This window comes from Acinetobacter sp. WCHA39 (assembly GCF_002165385.1).
GTDB lineage: Bacteria > Pseudomonadota > Gammaproteobacteria > Pseudomonadales > Moraxellaceae > Acinetobacter.
This window is the reverse complement of record NZ_NHRP01000011.1, coordinates 66,375-83,302: the sequence shown is the minus strand read 5'-3', so window position 1 is coordinate 83,302 and position 16,928 is coordinate 66,375. Positions and strand designations below refer to the sequence as shown.

15 protein-coding genes and 1 pseudogene are annotated in these 16,928 nt (G+C 38.7%); all 16 read right to left on the bottom strand.

Annotated features, from left to right (window positions below; all coding sequences use genetic code 11):
* Positions 1-5 precede the first annotated feature (5 nt).
* The 16 genes and pseudogenes from CDG56_RS17055 to CDG56_RS07580 all read right to left on the bottom strand — a co-directional run bounded on the left by CDG56_RS17055 (position 6) and on the right by CDG56_RS07580 (position 16,852).
* Positions 6-3,434, bottom strand: a complete 3,429-nt coding sequence (locus CDG56_RS17055; protein WP_171295125.1) for a hypothetical protein — start codon at positions 3,432-3,434, stop codon at positions 6-8.
* Between the two features lie 63 nt (positions 3,435-3,497).
* On the bottom strand, positions 3,498-3,806 hold the full coding sequence (locus CDG56_RS07650; protein ID WP_004661756.1) for a hypothetical protein: 309 nt from the start codon (positions 3,804-3,806) through the stop codon (positions 3,498-3,500).
* Positions 3,807-3,819: 13 nt separating this feature from the next.
* Positions 3,820-5,721 (bottom strand): hypothetical protein, encoded by a 1,902-nt coding sequence (locus CDG56_RS07645; RefSeq protein ID WP_087547484.1) that lies wholly within the window; start codon positions 5,719-5,721, stop codon positions 3,820-3,822.
* A 77-nt stretch (positions 5,722-5,798) separates the two neighbouring features.
* Complete coding sequence (locus CDG56_RS07640; RefSeq protein WP_087547483.1) at positions 5,799-6,512, bottom strand: hypothetical protein; 714 nt, start codon at positions 6,510-6,512, stop codon at positions 5,799-5,801.
* Positions 6,512-8,056: a hypothetical protein gene (locus CDG56_RS07635; protein ID WP_087547482.1), complete on the bottom strand. Its 1,545-nt coding sequence runs from the start codon at positions 8,054-8,056 to the stop codon at positions 6,512-6,514. Before CDG56_RS07635 ends, CDG56_RS07640 begins: the two co-directional genes overlap by 1 nt.
* Before the next feature lie 79 nt (positions 8,057-8,135).
* Positions 8,136-8,549, bottom strand: coding sequence for a hypothetical protein (locus CDG56_RS07630; RefSeq protein ID WP_087547481.1), 414 nt, complete (start codon positions 8,547-8,549; stop codon positions 8,136-8,138).
* 199 nt (positions 8,550-8,748) lie between these two features.
* A pseudogene (locus tag CDG56_RS17575) lies at positions 8,749-9,040 on the bottom strand (hypothetical protein); the annotation flags it as partial.
* An 8-nt stretch (positions 9,041-9,048) separates the two neighbouring features.
* Positions 9,049-9,945 (bottom strand): hypothetical protein, encoded by an 897-nt coding sequence (locus CDG56_RS07620; protein ID WP_087547480.1) that lies wholly within the window; start codon positions 9,943-9,945, stop codon positions 9,049-9,051.
* Positions 9,945-10,391 carry a hypothetical protein gene (locus CDG56_RS07615; RefSeq protein ID WP_087547479.1) on the bottom strand — a complete coding sequence of 149 codons (447 nt, stop codon included), beginning with the start codon at positions 10,389-10,391 and terminating at the stop codon, positions 9,945-9,947. The genes CDG56_RS07620 and CDG56_RS07615 overlap by 1 nt, the downstream gene beginning before the upstream one ends.
* A gap of 5 nt (positions 10,392-10,396) precedes the next feature.
* A complete protein-coding gene (locus tag CDG56_RS07610; RefSeq protein ID WP_087547478.1) occupies positions 10,397-11,044 on the bottom strand; it encodes a hypothetical protein in 648 nt (215 codons plus the stop codon).
* A gap of 123 nt (positions 11,045-11,167) precedes the next feature.
* The gene (locus CDG56_RS07605) at positions 11,168-11,944 is read right to left on the bottom strand and encodes a hypothetical protein (protein ID WP_087547477.1); all 777 of its coding nucleotides are present in this window, start codon (positions 11,942-11,944) and stop codon (positions 11,168-11,170) included.
* A gap of 13 nt (positions 11,945-11,957) precedes the next feature.
* A complete protein-coding gene (locus CDG56_RS07600; RefSeq protein WP_087547476.1) occupies positions 11,958-13,241 on the bottom strand; it encodes a hypothetical protein in 1,284 nt (427 codons plus the stop codon).
* A 10-nt stretch (positions 13,242-13,251) separates the two neighbouring features.
* On the bottom strand, positions 13,252-13,539 hold the full coding sequence (locus tag CDG56_RS07595; RefSeq protein ID WP_046739109.1) for a hypothetical protein: 288 nt from the start codon (positions 13,537-13,539) through the stop codon (positions 13,252-13,254).
* 111 nt (positions 13,540-13,650) lie between these two features.
* A complete protein-coding gene (locus tag CDG56_RS17285; RefSeq protein WP_227519050.1) occupies positions 13,651-14,448 on the bottom strand; it encodes a hypothetical protein in 798 nt (265 codons plus the stop codon).
* Complete coding sequence (locus CDG56_RS07585; protein ID WP_087547475.1) at positions 14,441-15,016, bottom strand: hypothetical protein; 576 nt, start codon at positions 15,014-15,016, stop codon at positions 14,441-14,443. Before CDG56_RS07585 ends, CDG56_RS17285 begins: the two co-directional genes overlap by 8 nt.
* Positions 15,017-15,088: 72 nt before the next feature.
* Positions 15,089-16,852, bottom strand: coding sequence for a hypothetical protein (locus CDG56_RS07580; protein ID WP_087547474.1), 1,764 nt, complete (start codon positions 16,850-16,852; stop codon positions 15,089-15,091).
* Positions 16,853-16,928 lie beyond the last annotated feature (76 nt).

The following is a 16,928-nucleotide window of genomic DNA, read 5'->3' as shown; positions in this document are numbered from 1 at the left end:
TCCAATTATAAATTTTGGTACAATACTTCTAAAACTAGATTAGAAATACCATCAAAACTATTGACTAGGCTTTTCTCTAATTCATCTAAAATAAGTGCAGCTAAGGCAACAGGGTCAACTTTCGAACCAGCTTGCTTAATAGCGTTTTGAATAATTGATTTAGATATATCCTTACCATCAAAAATGATTGCTGGAATAAATCTTTCATGTCTTTGCTTAGCCAACATAATTCGATCTATACCAATGACAAGATGATATTTCCCTTGTGTTTCAAGCACTACAATCGGGTCCTCTTTGTCAATTTTACTTTCAATTATCTTAGGTGCATTTTCAATGATTATTTGTTCTATAGGGATGTGATCATAGCTTCCATCTCTAGCCCACGAATCGAATTCTGACCAAGTATGTTGAATCTTCTTCAACAAATCAGCCATAGATATTTTCTTGATGCCTCCAAAGCCCTGCCAACCTTTTTCATAATTTGATAGATAAATTTCCTTCGCTTCTTCTTCTGATTCAGCACCAATAATGACTTTTTGCTCATCGAACTGCCCGTTAATATCTACCTGTTTGATGATATAGGCGCATTCAGGTTCATCGAACAAATGGTTTTTCACAAAAACATCAATTTCATCACCATCTGCACCAGTAGTATTTTCAATAAAACCATAGTGATGCTTCATCGTGATTTGCCATTCATTCCCGTTAGGGTCAGTTCCTGAACGGATTGAACCTGCAGGATTCTCAATAGCAATTTTTAAATCACCAATCGATAAATGCCCTTTTTGATATTCACCAGATTGCTTTTGTTCTGCTGTTGGAAAGTCTAAATCATTATGTGGTGATGTAGCTGCAGCATGTGCTTTTTGATCTAACGACGTGAAATTTGTTTTAACTTTTGAACCACTATTTTGAAAAAGATAATCAAACCAACTGTTATCTGTGAAAATTGAATCAAACATGCTCAGATTGGCATTATCACCATAATTATCCTCAATCACTTTCACGGCGTAATTAATTGCATCTTTGATGCTGACAGGTTCAGGTTCACCAAAAAGCCCCATGTTTTGCCCATCAATCGCTTCTTTTTCTGCAAACTCTGCCATTGCTTTGAATAGCAAACTCATCTTTTTGGCACTGCGACTATTCTTAGATAAGAATACTGCAAGCTCTGGCACGCCTTCGCCTAGATCACCAAATAAACCCTGTTGTTTTACAAATTCAACAATATCTTGATCATTTTGCTTTGCTGCCAAGATCGTATTCGCTGCATCAATAATTGCATTTGTCACTCGCTTATCAAGTGCTTGCTCAATACCATCAACAATAGAACTTGATACATCCTGCACGTCACCACGGCTGACGGCTTGCGCTTCAATAAATTTTGGAGCTGCTGCACCTAATGCATTTAGCATATTTTGCAAATCTGGCTTCGTTTGGTCTGCCATCATTTCAAGAAGTCGGTCATCGTTATAAGCTTTGCTGAATATTGCAGCTTTCATACGTGTGACTAATGCTTGTGTTGGCTTTCCATCTGTCCCGATATATTGAGCTGCTTCCGTTTCACCTAAAGATCTTAAAAATCCTTGGATAAACTTCTGATTACTTGCAGTGATTAGGTCGCCATCTTCACCAGGTGTAAACAATGACAATAGGTTCTCATCTAATCGTTTTGCATCTGTTTTTGCTCGTTCAGTCGCACTAAAGGACAACTTATCATCTTGATTGGCTTCTACTGTAAATTGAACACGATCAATTTCTGAGGTACGAATTCGCACAAGGATAGGCTGTTTAAATTGGTTGATTTGATCCGCACTAAAACCAAAATATTCTGCTTCATCAATCAACCATTCTTTGTACTCATCAGCATTTCCTCGCTCATATGCAAGCTGGATTGCCATAGTACGGCCATTGCCAGACTCAACCACCAGATCATCACCAATGATAGGCGCACCAGTATCTGCACGACCTGATCGGCCAAGACTTTCGGGATCAAGCGTATTTGATGTTTTTTGTACCCAAGCTTGTGAAGAATCACGACTACGATCTCGTGGTTGTAGTTCTTGAGGATAACTAGGGTTTTCAGCGCCTGTAGCCGTATGTGAAGCAATCACTTGATCAGCTTCTAACACTGCAAATACGGTTGATACTTTGGTTCCTTTGGCTGTTTTGACGTTGTTAGATCGACCACGGAACGCATGATTGATAGTCAAAGGATCATAAGGTATATTTAATAGATGGTCACGACCTCCAGTTTCAATCCTACCCTTTGATTTATCAAAGATCGGACTGGTCATAAGGGTCGTGGCCATTTTGTTTTTAATTTGCTCAGACGGATTTGAGCTGATAGGCTTATTAGTTAAGAGTTTTGAATTTTCTAATTGATAGTTTTCAACCGCATCGATCAACTTGTCTATTGTACCTAGTAGGTCCTGATTATCTAATTCGATTGAATCAAATCCATCTACGTTATCAAATGCGCCTTGCTCATAATCTTTTTGAAATTTTTCTCTAATCCGCAATATGTCTTCATGATCTAATGGTTTATCACTTTCACTCTGACTAGTCTTCGGCTCTTTTAGTTTGTAATGTACAGCCCAACTTAAAACATCTAATTTTTTACGCCCTTTTTTATCGTAAATATTAATATCTACCCTCTGATTTTCTGGAATTAAATGTTCCTTTTGAGTTTTCAGAGTGAGTATCTCTAATTGCTCGTAGGTCAATTTTTTAGCCATATCTACAGCTTTCCAGCCATAAACTTTTATTTTTATAGGCTCAACAACTGGATTGACATGCAACGCATCTTGCAATACATTAATAAGACGGGAGCGTCCTCCATTTTGGGTAAGCAAATTATTTTGCCCAGCCACTTGGTCTGAAGGGATGTTCCCCTTTTTTTTGTCTTCAGTAATCATGATTGCCTGAGTATAAAATCTTGGTTTATCATTTTTATCTTCAGTGTGTCTTCTCAAACGCACGACCATATAGCACTTTTGATTATCAATTTTAATTGGTGCTGCAACGATAATATTTTCAAGTGGCTTACCATCATCATCCATAGATCGGCTTAAGACTCTGGCCTTATCAATGATTAGGGGTAAAGCAGGTAAACCTTGAATATCAATTTGCTTTGGCTTATGACTCATTGCAGATTTAATGCCACTGGGTGCAATAATCACAGTTCCTAATTGCTCATTTAGAAATTCTTGCCCGTGATTGTTCTCAACAAACCAGTCTCTTAACCACTGCATAGCATTTTTAATAATTTTGCCTTCTGCATCTGGCAGGATTAGCCCAGATTTAATCTCAGCTATTGGTTCCCCAGATAGAAAGTCGAAATTATCTTGACGGTATTTTTGTAGGGAATCAGCAAGTATATCTATAGCATTTATCGCTTCTGATCCATTAGTAACATTTTTAACTTTGCTCATTTCACGCACAAAAAAATAGCCCATTTAGGACTATTTTGAGAGCTTCAGAATGGGTTTCGCTTGCTATGTTCCAACCAACTCATTTACTTGAGTAATAAGGACATTAACGGCTTCAATCAATAACGGATCATTCAAATTCTTTTCAGCTTCACTACGAACTTGCTTAAGTAGTTCAATGGATACTTTAACGTCACCATCAATAATAGACTGAAATAATTTATTGACTGATTGATTCGCCTGTCCGCCAAGTAACTCAATCAATTCTCGCAATCGTTTTGTACTTTGAAGTTTTTCCATCCCCTTAAGATTCGGGATCTGTTCAAGTAAAGCACGTAGTTCTTTCGTGAGCTTTAATTTTTCTAAGGCATTCATGTATTGCTATTCCTTAATTGACTGAAGCAGCTTGATTGACTTGATACATTGAATAAGCTGAAACAGCCTGTTCAAATAGATCATTTGTTTCAGGTGTTAAGCGACTGCCAATTGATTCAAGTTGTGTTTCAACTTCACTGGCTTTTGAGAAATCAACCTCACCCTTAATGACTTTATTCAGATAGTCTGCATCATCATTATTGTTATTAGCGTTTGCATGATCCTCTGTTGGTAACATTGCAGGTAAAGCAGCAAATGCTGGATATTTAGCAATCATTTCTTCAATTGTTTTAAAGAATCGTGGTGCTCCATAGCCATTTCTCCAAGCACGAGATGAAGCATTATTTGCTGAAACTTCCCATTCACCATTTGTATTGATATGGGCTGTCCAATCATCAAGCTTTTTATCGTTTTTGAACGCTCTGTAATAACCATTGCCTAAATTCTCAATAGGCGGATAGGTTTTGGCTTTTGATGAATCCTCGCTTAAACCTTTATTCCAGCGTTCAATTGTTTTTTCTACAGTTGCAATCATTCGTTCAATTGAATCTTTTAATCCATTTGCCAATGCAACTTTTCCAAACGGACGTTCTAATAGATTCTTTGCATCTGTCAGAGCTTCAGCAATTCCAGTTGGATAATTCTGGTTATAGAATTCTTCCGTGGTACCACCCGTCAACCAACGATGACGAATATCTAAAGCATCATAAATTTGACGAGCTTCTGCTTTTGTCACAGCTTTTGTATTTGCAGATTGTTCAGTATTTCCCACTGCACTAGTATCAGCATTTGGTGCTTGACCATTATTTTGCTTATTTAAGCCATCAATTTGATCAAGTAGCCCCTGAATTTCTGAAGATAAAGCGGTCTTTTGATTTTGCTTGTCTGCAATACGTTGTTCGGCATCAGCTAAAGTTTGCGCACTTTCAGCTTTCTTAGCTTGAGTCCGTTTAAACCGTGCACTGTTCTGATTAATCAATTTAACAACACGCCCAGCAAGTACAGGTAATGCAATACCTTCACCTTGGTTGGGCTGAATCACGCCTGTTACATCACGCTTATTCATAAGAATCTTCCAAGACAATAACGTGTCTTGTGGCGAAATCCGCTTAGCATCACGATCAGGATTATGGAATAGAATCGTAATGGATTGACCATCTTCGAAATCATATGAAACGGCGACATTTAGCACTTTTTTGTGTCGAAATGGCTTTTCACTACGATCTACATTCAGAACCTTTACACCGCCTTTAGACGCTGTCTGCATAGCTGTATGCAGCATATCCATTAACTTATCGAGATATTGATACTCAACAATGATTGAATCAAAATCAGGGTGTTCTGCTCCAATTGATTCAAGCAAATTGGCTAAACCATCAAAACTCGATAATAGTTCGGTATTGTCATCATGAAGTTGCATGTCTAATAGTAGATTTGCTGTTTTTCCTTCATGTGTTGTTAGTTCAATACCGTCCCATCCTGGTAATACAGCACATGGAATATCTTGCAATGCGACTAAATGATCTCGATGAATAAGTTGCTTATGCTTATGAAATTGCGATGTTGCTAAATGTCGCAATAGACCGTTGGTATTGGTTTCAATTACATCATCTTCAATGGCATCAAACATACGCCCAAACTGCATTTGTGCTAATGCACTTGCATGATCATTATCAACAGCACCCAAAACGGCAACTGAATCAAAGGCTGCAATGCTATTGATTGAACCCTTCAAATTTACAATACGCCACTGATCTTCTTCCGTTGCCGATTCTGTCAAAATCGCATTAAGTTGACGGCATTGCCCTTTGACTACTCCAATTGAACAAGCACCACTATTCACAGAATCAAAACCCTGTACTAAACGGCTGGTGTGTGGTTCATGTAATAAAGTAAATATGTCGATATTTCGCATTGAAAAAATGCCTCAATATTTTTCTGATTGAGGCCATTTTTGCACTTAAATAAATGATTCTTCTTGAGCTGTTCCAATCATTTCAACATTGGGAACATCTTTATAAAATTCAGCGTGACGATACCGACTCCATTTCGATTCGTGGCATCAAGTGGAATACTTCCTGTTTGTAAGGCGACTAAATGCTGGACCTCAAATACTCGTGTAGAAATACTATGTTTATCGTAAATGTAAATTGTCATACGCATCAAATAATCATTTGGTAAAGCTTGCGTCCCCCCATCCTCACCATCAGGAAACATGATCGCTTTTATTGCCAAAGCGCTATTCAGAATTGATGCATTACGTGTTTCAATGAAGGGAATTGATATTTCACCCGAACTATTTCCAGTGATGTGATTGAGTTGAAATGCACCAATTTGTACGCTATCTGTTTGAGCATCTAAAACGGATAAATCCAAACTCTGACAAAGCCAAGGCAATTTTGTGTTATCCATCAATGGAATACTTTCGATTTTAGTACCAGCTAAAAATCCTTTTTCTCCTTTTTCAAATGCATTGAAATTTCCAGCCTCTTGATGCGTTAAATCATATGAGTCAATCAGTTCAATTGACTCTTTTGCTATTTTCCCGTCCTCATCGAATGGTTCAAGCCATACACCATAATGTAATGAAGATAACGTCCCCCAACTGTAAATTTTCTGGTATTGCCCTAAAGCCTCATCGATTGGCATTCCAGTCCATACACCACTTGTATTTCGACCTTTAGAAATATTTAAGTGTAAAGTCATTATTGTTCACCCTGTCCATTGAGACGAGATTTCGCAATATCAGCTGCTATTCGACATGAATCGTCATAGTTAAAACCAGCATCTTTTTCTAAAATATATTGCATCGTTTCCTCACTTAAATCGGATTCTTTGAGTGAGTTAATGACTTGAATTTTAAGCAAGGATGTATTCATCTGCGTTTGTTTATTAGTATTTTCTTCTGTCACAGCTGCTGACTGGGTGCTAGAAAACTCAATTTGCCACGGATAATCTAATTCACCGGCTTCAAATTGCTCGTTATAACAATAACCCCAATCGATATGCATAATATCATTGGCGAATTGCACAACCGATTGGCGAATATACATGGAACGGCGCATAATTTGACTTGAGGTATGAAATGCTGCCCCATCTCCAATTCCACCAGAAAGCATATCAGCCCACCCCACCATTGAAGGATCGAGACCAATACCGCCCATAAGCAAACGGACATTGATCATAAAGGTTTCGATATTTACAGGTGAATTACGTTGACCTTTAATATCTCCCACAGGATTAAGAATCTGCTTTTCATCCCATGTCGGTAAAACGTGATATTTGGTATTCCATATGCCCTCACCGCCTTCCATTGCATTTTTTACGAACTTCTCATGATCTTTTAGCATTCCCTCAAGACCACGGATATAAGCATCACGTTGTGCTGGAGGCATACCAGCCATGTTCAGCGTCAAAAACATTTGATTGACTGCATCAGCAACTTGCTGACTGTTCATCGTTGTTAATGCAAGGATGACATCATCATAGGTTTTCTCAATTGAATAGAGAAAAGACCCCCCAACTTGTGCAGGTAAGATCGGCAATTCTTCTGGATTATCACCTTCCAGCATCTGAGAAATTAAACTAGCTTCTACTGGATCAAATTGCGGTACATTTTGAATCCGTGGCAACTTCATCCGAACCATCTGTGTGTGATTCAACTTAGTCATGACTTTGGACCAGTTCTTTGGATTCAGAGCAAAGTAAGCGACTGTCTTACTGCCTTGTTCAAATGCTTGTATTTGCGGTGCATAGGTATATTCATTACTAAGTAAGTCAGTAACACCTACTCCCTTTTTGCCGTACACACGGGCATAGGCATCACCAAAGGAAATACCTTCCGAACATAGCTTCGTGATGTATTTATTTATGACAGTTTCTATAGGCTTTATACGCTTTTGTAGTTTTTCTAATTGCGCTTTTTCAGTTTTGCCTAATTCGCCACGCAATCGCTCTGTTGGCGTAATAAAGATTTGTTGGCCCGTATGTGTATCACCTCCAAGTGCAGCCATGACATGAATACCAATGCCCTCAGCTACGGGAGCGAACTTTAGCATTTGCTCCCACTTGGTCAGAATTTCTTTACGTGTTCTTTTCTTGTTTTCCTGTGTTGTATGTGTCCCAAGCGAAAAAGGCGCAACGGAATCATACATTTGCGCCATGACTTCTTGGTTAGCATCAACCACTTGCTGAGGGATGCTATTCGCATTTGTTCCCAACAACAAAGAAAGGATGTCTGAAGCAGCCATAATTAAGCCAAAATTTAAGAATTAACGTAATTTTGGCTAAGTTAATTGGCTTGAATGGTTGGTCGTTCCAATAACAAAATTAAGGTACGGTCGGCACTACAGGGGGAATAATTTCAGGCAAATTAATTGCTGGAATATTCACAGAACAATTAGTAATTGAATTCATTTTATTCATGATAGTGGCTTGCAATTGCTGAATTTTAGCTATTAATTGAGTGATTTGCGCTGCACATTTTAAATATGGCTGGTACATTGGTGACAAAACCAATTCAATATATTTTTGAATCCACGTAATAACTTTTGCAAGATTGTTCGGGATTTCTAATAATTCCTGAATCGCCCCAACTATTTCTAATTCATCGGTCAAGGCTTGCAATTGATCACCTAAAGCATTCATCACGGTATCCACCGCCTTTTGAAGATCTTCGCAAGTCTGCACAGCATTGATATGATCTTCTAATGATTGAAGATATTGAACATTTAATTCACTCATACATCACCTTTAAATTTTTATGAAATTTGAATCACAATGCCATCTGCTATGGTTAGCGTTTTCCCAAATACATTTGAAAATACGCCTGTTGCACCAGAACCAACGATGACGTTTCCAGTGACTTGCTCGTTGCCAGTAATCTTCGTTTCACCTTTTAACTCAATAGAAGGCGCTTCAATCGTTGCCTTGCTACGTGCTAAAAGCTCGATATTCTCTTGTCGTATACGGCGTGTATCGACCACCGCACCTTTGCTATGACTGCTATAGAATGCGATGACAGGACGCGATTGCTCATTATTTTCAAAGAAGATATAGACATCCTCTCCCTCTAAAATTTCGCGCTCAGTATCTTTATCGCTATCTCCAACAGGATAAGCAAAAGTTGCTGTTAAGCCCGTACTTGCTCCATCGGTAAGACCGGGTATGTGAATCTTTGCAGTTCTGTTTTGCGCATCGTAACTGAGGATTTTTGCTTTTTTAAAACCATTCATCACTGCACCTATAAACTTGCTAACCAAAGCTTTGAGGTTGAACCAACATTGCCACCAATAGCACCTGTTTCTACTTCATGAGCTGCTGTCAAAATCACATATTTCTTATGTTCTACTTCGACTATATCGCCAGCGTTTACTTCAAGACTTAACGAACGATGAACCACGCCACGCGGAATTAGTACCTTTTCAAGATTCTTTAACTGTCGTGCATCAAGACCCGCTTTTTGAACAACTGATTGTCCTTTTGTCGTCGTATCGTCCCCAATAACCGTCGAACCATCTTGATCAACTGAGACATAAGAGGATTTTTGAAATTTCTCAATTTGATCGCTGTTAAACCATTGGATTTCACTAGGATCTAATTTCAGAACGGCTTCTTGTTTAAAAAGCGCATCGAGTTTTAAAATACAAATCTTTGTTTCTTTGAAACAAATCACCGCTGCTTCTTGTTGTAAATAAAGTGCTATACGCTCTGAAATCAAGGTACCGTTGAGACAAATAAATTCAGGTAAAGGTATATCATCACCCAAGCGAATATTAGAGGCACCACATGCTCGATATGCAGCATTAAAAGAAGTCTGCTCCAAAATCACAGCCTTTTTTGTCTGCTCTAATATCTTTTTGCAGCCTTTGAACACGGCGATACATGAAATAGCCCCGATTCGGGAATTGTCTTTAATCGTTTGCGATTTAACAGGATGTGAGTAAACGATCTCAAATGGATATGGAATATCATTCACGATGATTTCAGCCCCATCCACCAATTGATCATTAAGCTCTTTTGTATATTTGACTGAAAACTCGATACTGACAGGCACAGGAACAAGATCCGTTCTTAATGTTGCAATCATCAACTCAGACGCAGAAATGATTTTATTAGTTGCCAATATCGCAATTCGCATCAATTGCCCCCTAAAGTTTTAAAACTAAAAGGAGGTTGCACAAAAGCATTTTTAGGCATTAACTCTTTGGCTTGATTAAATGCTTGTTCAGCTTCACTCACTGACATGCCAAAGCCGTCACCGCCCATACTTCTTGAAGCTTCGACAAGTTGCGCTTGAATCAAGTCACAGTTTGCACTTAGACATGGTTCAATAATGACCCACTCAAAACCTTCAAGAACAATGTTTTTATCAACCGTGATAATACTTGTTGAGCCACGATGACATCTTAGAGTCGCACAACCAGCATAACGCTTGGTTTCTTCAATCAAAGCATTCGTGACATCTTCAACAAGAAGTGAATAACCTTTCATCTGTAATTTTTGATAAAAAGTCGTTGCTAGTGCTTCGATAGAACCAGCAATCACTTTTGGACATAGAGAGCCATCATCAGGTAACAATTGCATAGCAGTTACCCAAATAAAGAACCAATTTGTCGTGCTACACCAGTCGCTGAACGAGCTAAGTTTGTTGCTGACTGTGCAGCGTTTACGACATTCTGAACACGGTTAATTAGACCTTCGATACCAGCGACTCCACGCTGACCAGGTAATACTGTGCCATTACTCCCAATTTTTGCGAAGCCACCAAAGAAATTGAAATCTATCGGACATGAAACGGTCATTACTTGAGATCGGCTATCTGTATCGAATTCAGCCATTTCAAATCGAATTGCACAACTTTCTAAAGCATAGGCATGGGTGAAACTAGCGACATGCCCATCATAGTAATCGCAATCAATAATTCCCTTATTTGCGACAATATATTCAGCAAAAAGTTGATCATGCCCTGCTTCAGTCACCAGTAATTGTAAGTTCCCTGTGTAATGTGTTTTAGGAGGTCCAGCCACAATTCCCGTATAGCCACCCGGATATTGGACTTCCGCTGGATCTTCATTACTAATAATTGGACGTGGACAGCTTTTAATTAGAAAGCGGTAATCTTCCAAACCACGGGGAACTAACATGCCTTGGCATGACAAAATTGGCGAACCTAGTTGCTGAATTGCTATCGAATCTGCCTTCATCTGATTTAAAAGCATTGGATTGACTTGACGCATCGTTATTCTCAAATCTTATTGGATATAAGTATTTTGATCACTTGAACCAAGACTAATTCCTCATTGTTCCAAATAGAAAAAAGGCTGCATATTCGCAGCCTTTTTTAATCTATATCGTATTGGTTATTTATATAAACCAATCTTTTTACCTTTGAGTAGCGACTTTATACGTTTACGCAATGAATTAGCTGAACGCGCTTTTAAACTCGCTTTCTTTAGTCCAGCTTTTTGGTCACTTGAAAGACGGATACGTTGACCTGGTAAACGCTTATTCACGATCTTTTTAACACCGTTACGAATCGCTGCAATTGCCTTGTATCGTACTTTACGGCCACCTACACTTTTCGTCGTCATCTGCCCACGAGAAAGCTTTTTCTTACCACTAACCGAGTCAAATCCTTCTTCTTCATCTGGTTCACCATAGATAAACTCACGTACTAATTCATCTAATGGATCACCCTCATCAGGCATATTGGCAATTACTGTACTTGCAGCTGCTTCAATTGCAGCATCAGCAGCTTCAATATTATCGCTAAAGATTTCAGCAATCACTGAGTCATCAACACCGAAACTTGAAAGTGCATCATCGATAGAAGCAACTAATGCATTTTCCAACGTACCATTTTCATCATCTGCACCATCTAAGGCATCCAGAATAAGAAAATCAAGACGGTCAGTCGGCAATTCATTGTCATCTAAAGTGTTGTCTATAACCGCATCAACTAGATCAGATACGGTATTCAAAGCCATTTCTCGAACGTGCTCAATAAATGAAAGTTCTTCACGAATTGAACTAGTCAATGTATTCACGCTACTTGTAATTCCAGCTGCAGCAGAATCAAATTCACGTAATACATTTTGTTGTGGTTTTTGGTTAAACGGATTTTTTGCGCCAAACATTGTTATCACCTATTTATTTAACTAATACATCTTCATCAAAGATCACAGCACGGGTCGCACCTTCTGGACGGCGTGCCAAATACAAACGAACCCGTTCAAATGGATAATCTTGATCTGGAATTAAGCTGAATGCGAAAGGTTTACCATTCAAATCTTCAGCAGGTTTTAACCAGCCCGAAGTCGCAGCGTCAGACAAGTATTTGTCTATTTCCTTACTCGCTTTTTCTAAATAATCTTCAGTTGGTTTCAACATATGATTTTTTAGAATATCGACTACATCATTTTTGGTGCGCATAGCAATTTCAGCAGCATTCACCAAGCGCAATGCACTATTTTTACTTTGACGCTGAGTAAGAACATCACTTAAGACATACATGACACGTTCAAACTTAATTGGACGAACGACATTCACTTTTGCTTGAGCAAGCATTTCTAATGTTGGTTCATCGAGTACAACATCTGGACGAAGCTCTAAAGCCTTTTTCTTAAATGGATAGTCTTTCCAAGCGACAGCATAATGAATAGGTGCAAAACCTTGAGCATTCGTTCGAGCATTACGCAGTAGCTTGTCACCAATGTATTGACCAATGAATCGAGCTGGAATTTTACGCCCCCGTAATGAGATAGCATCTCGTGGACGGCATATATTCGGCGACCAAATCAATTGAACTTGATGTGTTTGAGCATCCAAACTTTCAGCAAATTGAGCGACTTGTTCCACTGTCATAGTTGAGTCAACCTCAACATCGAGTGGAATATTTAATTTTTCTGCCACACGCAATAAGGCCACGTAGACATCAATTTCAATAACAGTTGGTAATACCAAATAAGCTGGCTTATCCACTAAATTGGTAATCAGTGTATAAGTTTGATCAGCGTTAAAAGTGTCAGGTTCTTCATCTGGTAACGATAGAGTTTCAGTCTTTCGCCCTAAACTATTCACTGGATTGAATGCACTACTCAATAAAATTGCACTTAAAGCATCATTGATATGCAATTCAAATCGTTCAAATTCTTCAGTAGCATCTGCAACCGCAATAATCGTTGCTGGATTTTCAGGATCTCCATCAACGATACCCTGAATTTTAATCACTTCATCACCAGTGGTTGAATCGATGATTCGCAAACGCATGGTGATGTCTAATAGTGAAGTCGGCGTAGTGACTTTACTAAAAAATGCGACTTCAATATCTGTATCTTTTAGATAACTATAGGTATCAAAAAACAAGCTTAATACCGCAGCGCCATTGCCACCCAGTATCAAAGCTCCATTACTGGTTAATTTTAAATTTGTCATAATGGCTCCATTAACCTGGCATATCTAAAGTTGGCCCGACACGTAAAACTTGGACACTAGGTACACCTGTGTCTAAGCAATCCTGTACAGCTTGATAATCAATATTTGTTGGCTCATAGCCCAATTGACCACGAATATTGCCTTGATGAATGGTCATTGGCTTATCCACTCGACCACGCTTAAATCGACCAACAATTAAGGCTGAAGTTAGTCCTTCTTTAGTTTGTGTTTCGGTCTTGTCTACTGTGCCTTGGCTTTGTATGCCAACAGCCTCACCTAAGATCTTTGTTGTGTTCACTTTGTTTGCCTTTGGCTAAACGTTTTAGTTATTTTGCGCTTTACCAAAATTCATATTTTTGAATGTTCCAATAAAAAAACTCTGCATAAGCAGAGTTTTTTTAATTCATCGTTATACTGGTGCCTGTTGATTATTTTTTTCAATTAAAAACGGCACATCGAAAACTGAATCACTACTTTCGAATTCAACTTCAAGCCATATTCGTTTATATAAAATACCATTGCTATCAACAAATAAGGTTCCTAATACTTGTTGATTGCTGTTATCTCTTACAGTAATTTCAACCTGAGTTTCTGTAACTAACGTCATAGAAATTTGATATTCATCAGGAAGTGACGACGTATCAATAATTTCTTGTGGAGGACCTCTAAATTTAAATAATTGAATAACCTGTTGCTCAGGACGCTCGAATAAAGCAGCAGAATATTCACTCCAAGCTCCATAACGTACACCGCTGTCAATTACGGCGATTAAACTCTTACAAGTGGATGGTTTGATAATGAAAAGATGTTCATCCCCTACGTTTATATCCTTTTCAGCAAAAAAAGCTGGTCTTGATTGAGGTGGTTCAAAATTATCATTCTCAATTATTCCACCTGTGTACGACAAAATACCATTTGAAATCGCGCAGTTGGTCAATATCCATTGAGCATTTTGCTCATTCACAATAACGTCTGTGCTCGTAACTGCTTCTTGTTGTTTAAGTTCATTGAGCTGGACAATATTGTTTTGAATTTGCTGAAATGCAACTTCTCCATGCACCCGAACAATCGTTTCTGTTTGAATCTGTAAACCAGTCAACGGCTCAACGATTTTGAAGCTGGTATTGTTATTGATTGTGACATCTCGAATTGTAGGCTGATCACCTAACGCATCAAGAAGCGGATTTGTTCCATTGAACTCAGTCATTGCTTAAAACCTCTAAGTTTTTGCCAAGGTCTTTAAATTGCTTAATGTTATTAAGCACACCCTGCTTTACCATTAAATTTGCACAGGCAATTTGAACCGTCTGACCTGCATTAATTGATGTCTTTGTAAGCGGTTCATAAACCGATTTGACACCACTGTTTTTTACTTCGACAACCAAACCTTTAGGTTCCGTTAATTCTGGAGTGGCTGCTTTTTCTACAACGATATTTTCGTTGTTAGGCTTTGGATCAGATTCAGTAGACGGCGTAGCATCTTTATTAGGAGCTTGATTTAATTCGAAAGCATTTGCGTCTGAACTTTCACCAGCTTCTTTTTTTTGCTCTACTTGCTGAATTTCAGCCTGTGAAGATGATGTTTCTGCTTTTGCAGCTTCACCATTGGAATTTGTGTCATCCGTTTTAGCTGCATTGTCTTTCACATCAATATCAACGCCTTTTGGAGTATTTTCTCCATTAGATATATCTTGATTGGCAACCTGTTGAACTGGTTCAACTGCTTTTGGTTTTTGACTACGTTGTTTTGGTTTTACTTCATTTACATCAGCCATCGTATTTCACCATTTTGTTATAAATTAGATAGAAATGACAAAGGCGCACTTAAGCGCCTTTGTCATATACGATTAACTTTTTAATCGTGGCATATTGATTGCTTTGAGTAATGCAAACTGATCTGCATAACGGTCGAGTGGATTTAATTCAGCAGCTTGAGAACCGATCAAAGCAAGTAAGCTTTCACGCGGATCAGGCGTTGCTTCACTCACGGTTAATGGCATTTCAATAAAGCCGACAAGTGGATTGCGAACAGGTTCACTGCCACGACCAACCAACTCCATTTCGAATGCTTGATCAGATTCAACCAATACACCAGCAGAGGTCGGCAAATGATAAACGTTGGTACCATCAGCTAAAGTACCAATACGCACGATTTGACCATGCCCAGCCGTGGCACCTGTTTTGACTGGCATTTTGTCAGCCGATAATTGAGCAAAGAACACTTTTGCACTATCACCGACGTACAAATCAAAGCCTACGGTTGCACCACCTGAATCTTGTACAATTCCAATTTTTGCAGCTTCAATATACTTCATTAGCTCGCCAAACAAGTCACCCGAAGTGTTATATGCAGCAGCTAAATTACCAGCAACACCACGGCTTGCGTCAAATGTGAACTCACGATCATTGTATTGCGCACGTTCTTTGCCTTCGCCAAGTAGTCGCACAGTTTGCTCAAGATAAATTTTGCCTTGCATTAATGATAATGCGGTTCCAACAAAGCCGATATTCAACTCATTAGTGATCTGATTCACTAATAATTTTGATGCACGGATTTGAGTGACAATTGGTGAACTCACCATCGTTTCATATTCAGGCGAAATACTGATACCAACGGGATCAAGCTTAAACTTATTATTTACGTCTTTCGCTTCATAATCCGCGACCAAGAACACTTCTGCTTTTACATCATTCGGCAATACTTGGTTGAAGGTTACTGAGATTGTGCTGTCATCCAAGTTGATTGTGCTTGCAGCCACGCTATATTCATTACCTGCGATTTTTGCTGATTTCTCAGCAATTGCAGAAATTTGACCGGCCAATTTCGACTTACTGCGGTTACGTGTGTGCGCAACTTCTTTACCATTGATGCGAATCGAGATATTGCCACTGATAAATGGTAATAATGGTGCATTTACGTCTGGTGTTTTATCTGCATAATTCGCATATTTTGTGCGTGCAGTTGTTGAATAAGTTGTACCTGCACCACCATTATCCAACACAAAACGGAAACGACCTTCAGAGTATGGTTTAGATGCATTTACACCATCCAAATACTCACCTTTTGCCATCGCACCAAATGCGCGATCAGTTGTAAATCGCGCTGCAACAATCGGTACTTCATTCGAACCATTGCTATTCGGAATATAGGCAATAATTGGAGAAGCATATGCAATTAACGTTGCAATCGTTGCAACGGTCATAGCTGGCACAATACTGACAGACTCATGATGTGTATTACTTACATCATCGAATCCTGATTCTAATTGTTCAAGATTTTGTTTATGTGTACCAGTAAAACCGCTTACTTTTTTTGCCATGCATAAACCAGCATCTAAAGCAGTGGCCAACACGGATGCATGTGGTAAATCACCACCATGACAATATTGATATTGTGAAATACCACATTTAATCGCATTATCAACATCTGCTGCACTATCAAAGCCAACAATATTTAAAATTTCATTTAATGCAGTTGGTCGTGTCTCAGCCATATGATTCACACTGTCAAAACCAGCTTCACCATTTTTATAAAAATAGTTTTGGCATTGTGCAGTTGCTGCTAATTGCGCTTGATAAAGTGCATTTTGAGGATCAGATAAAACTGACATTTTTTTCACCTTTGAAATAGGTTTTTGAAAATTGATAACCTAATTTCGCATGTTGAAAAACGTTGATTCTATGGAG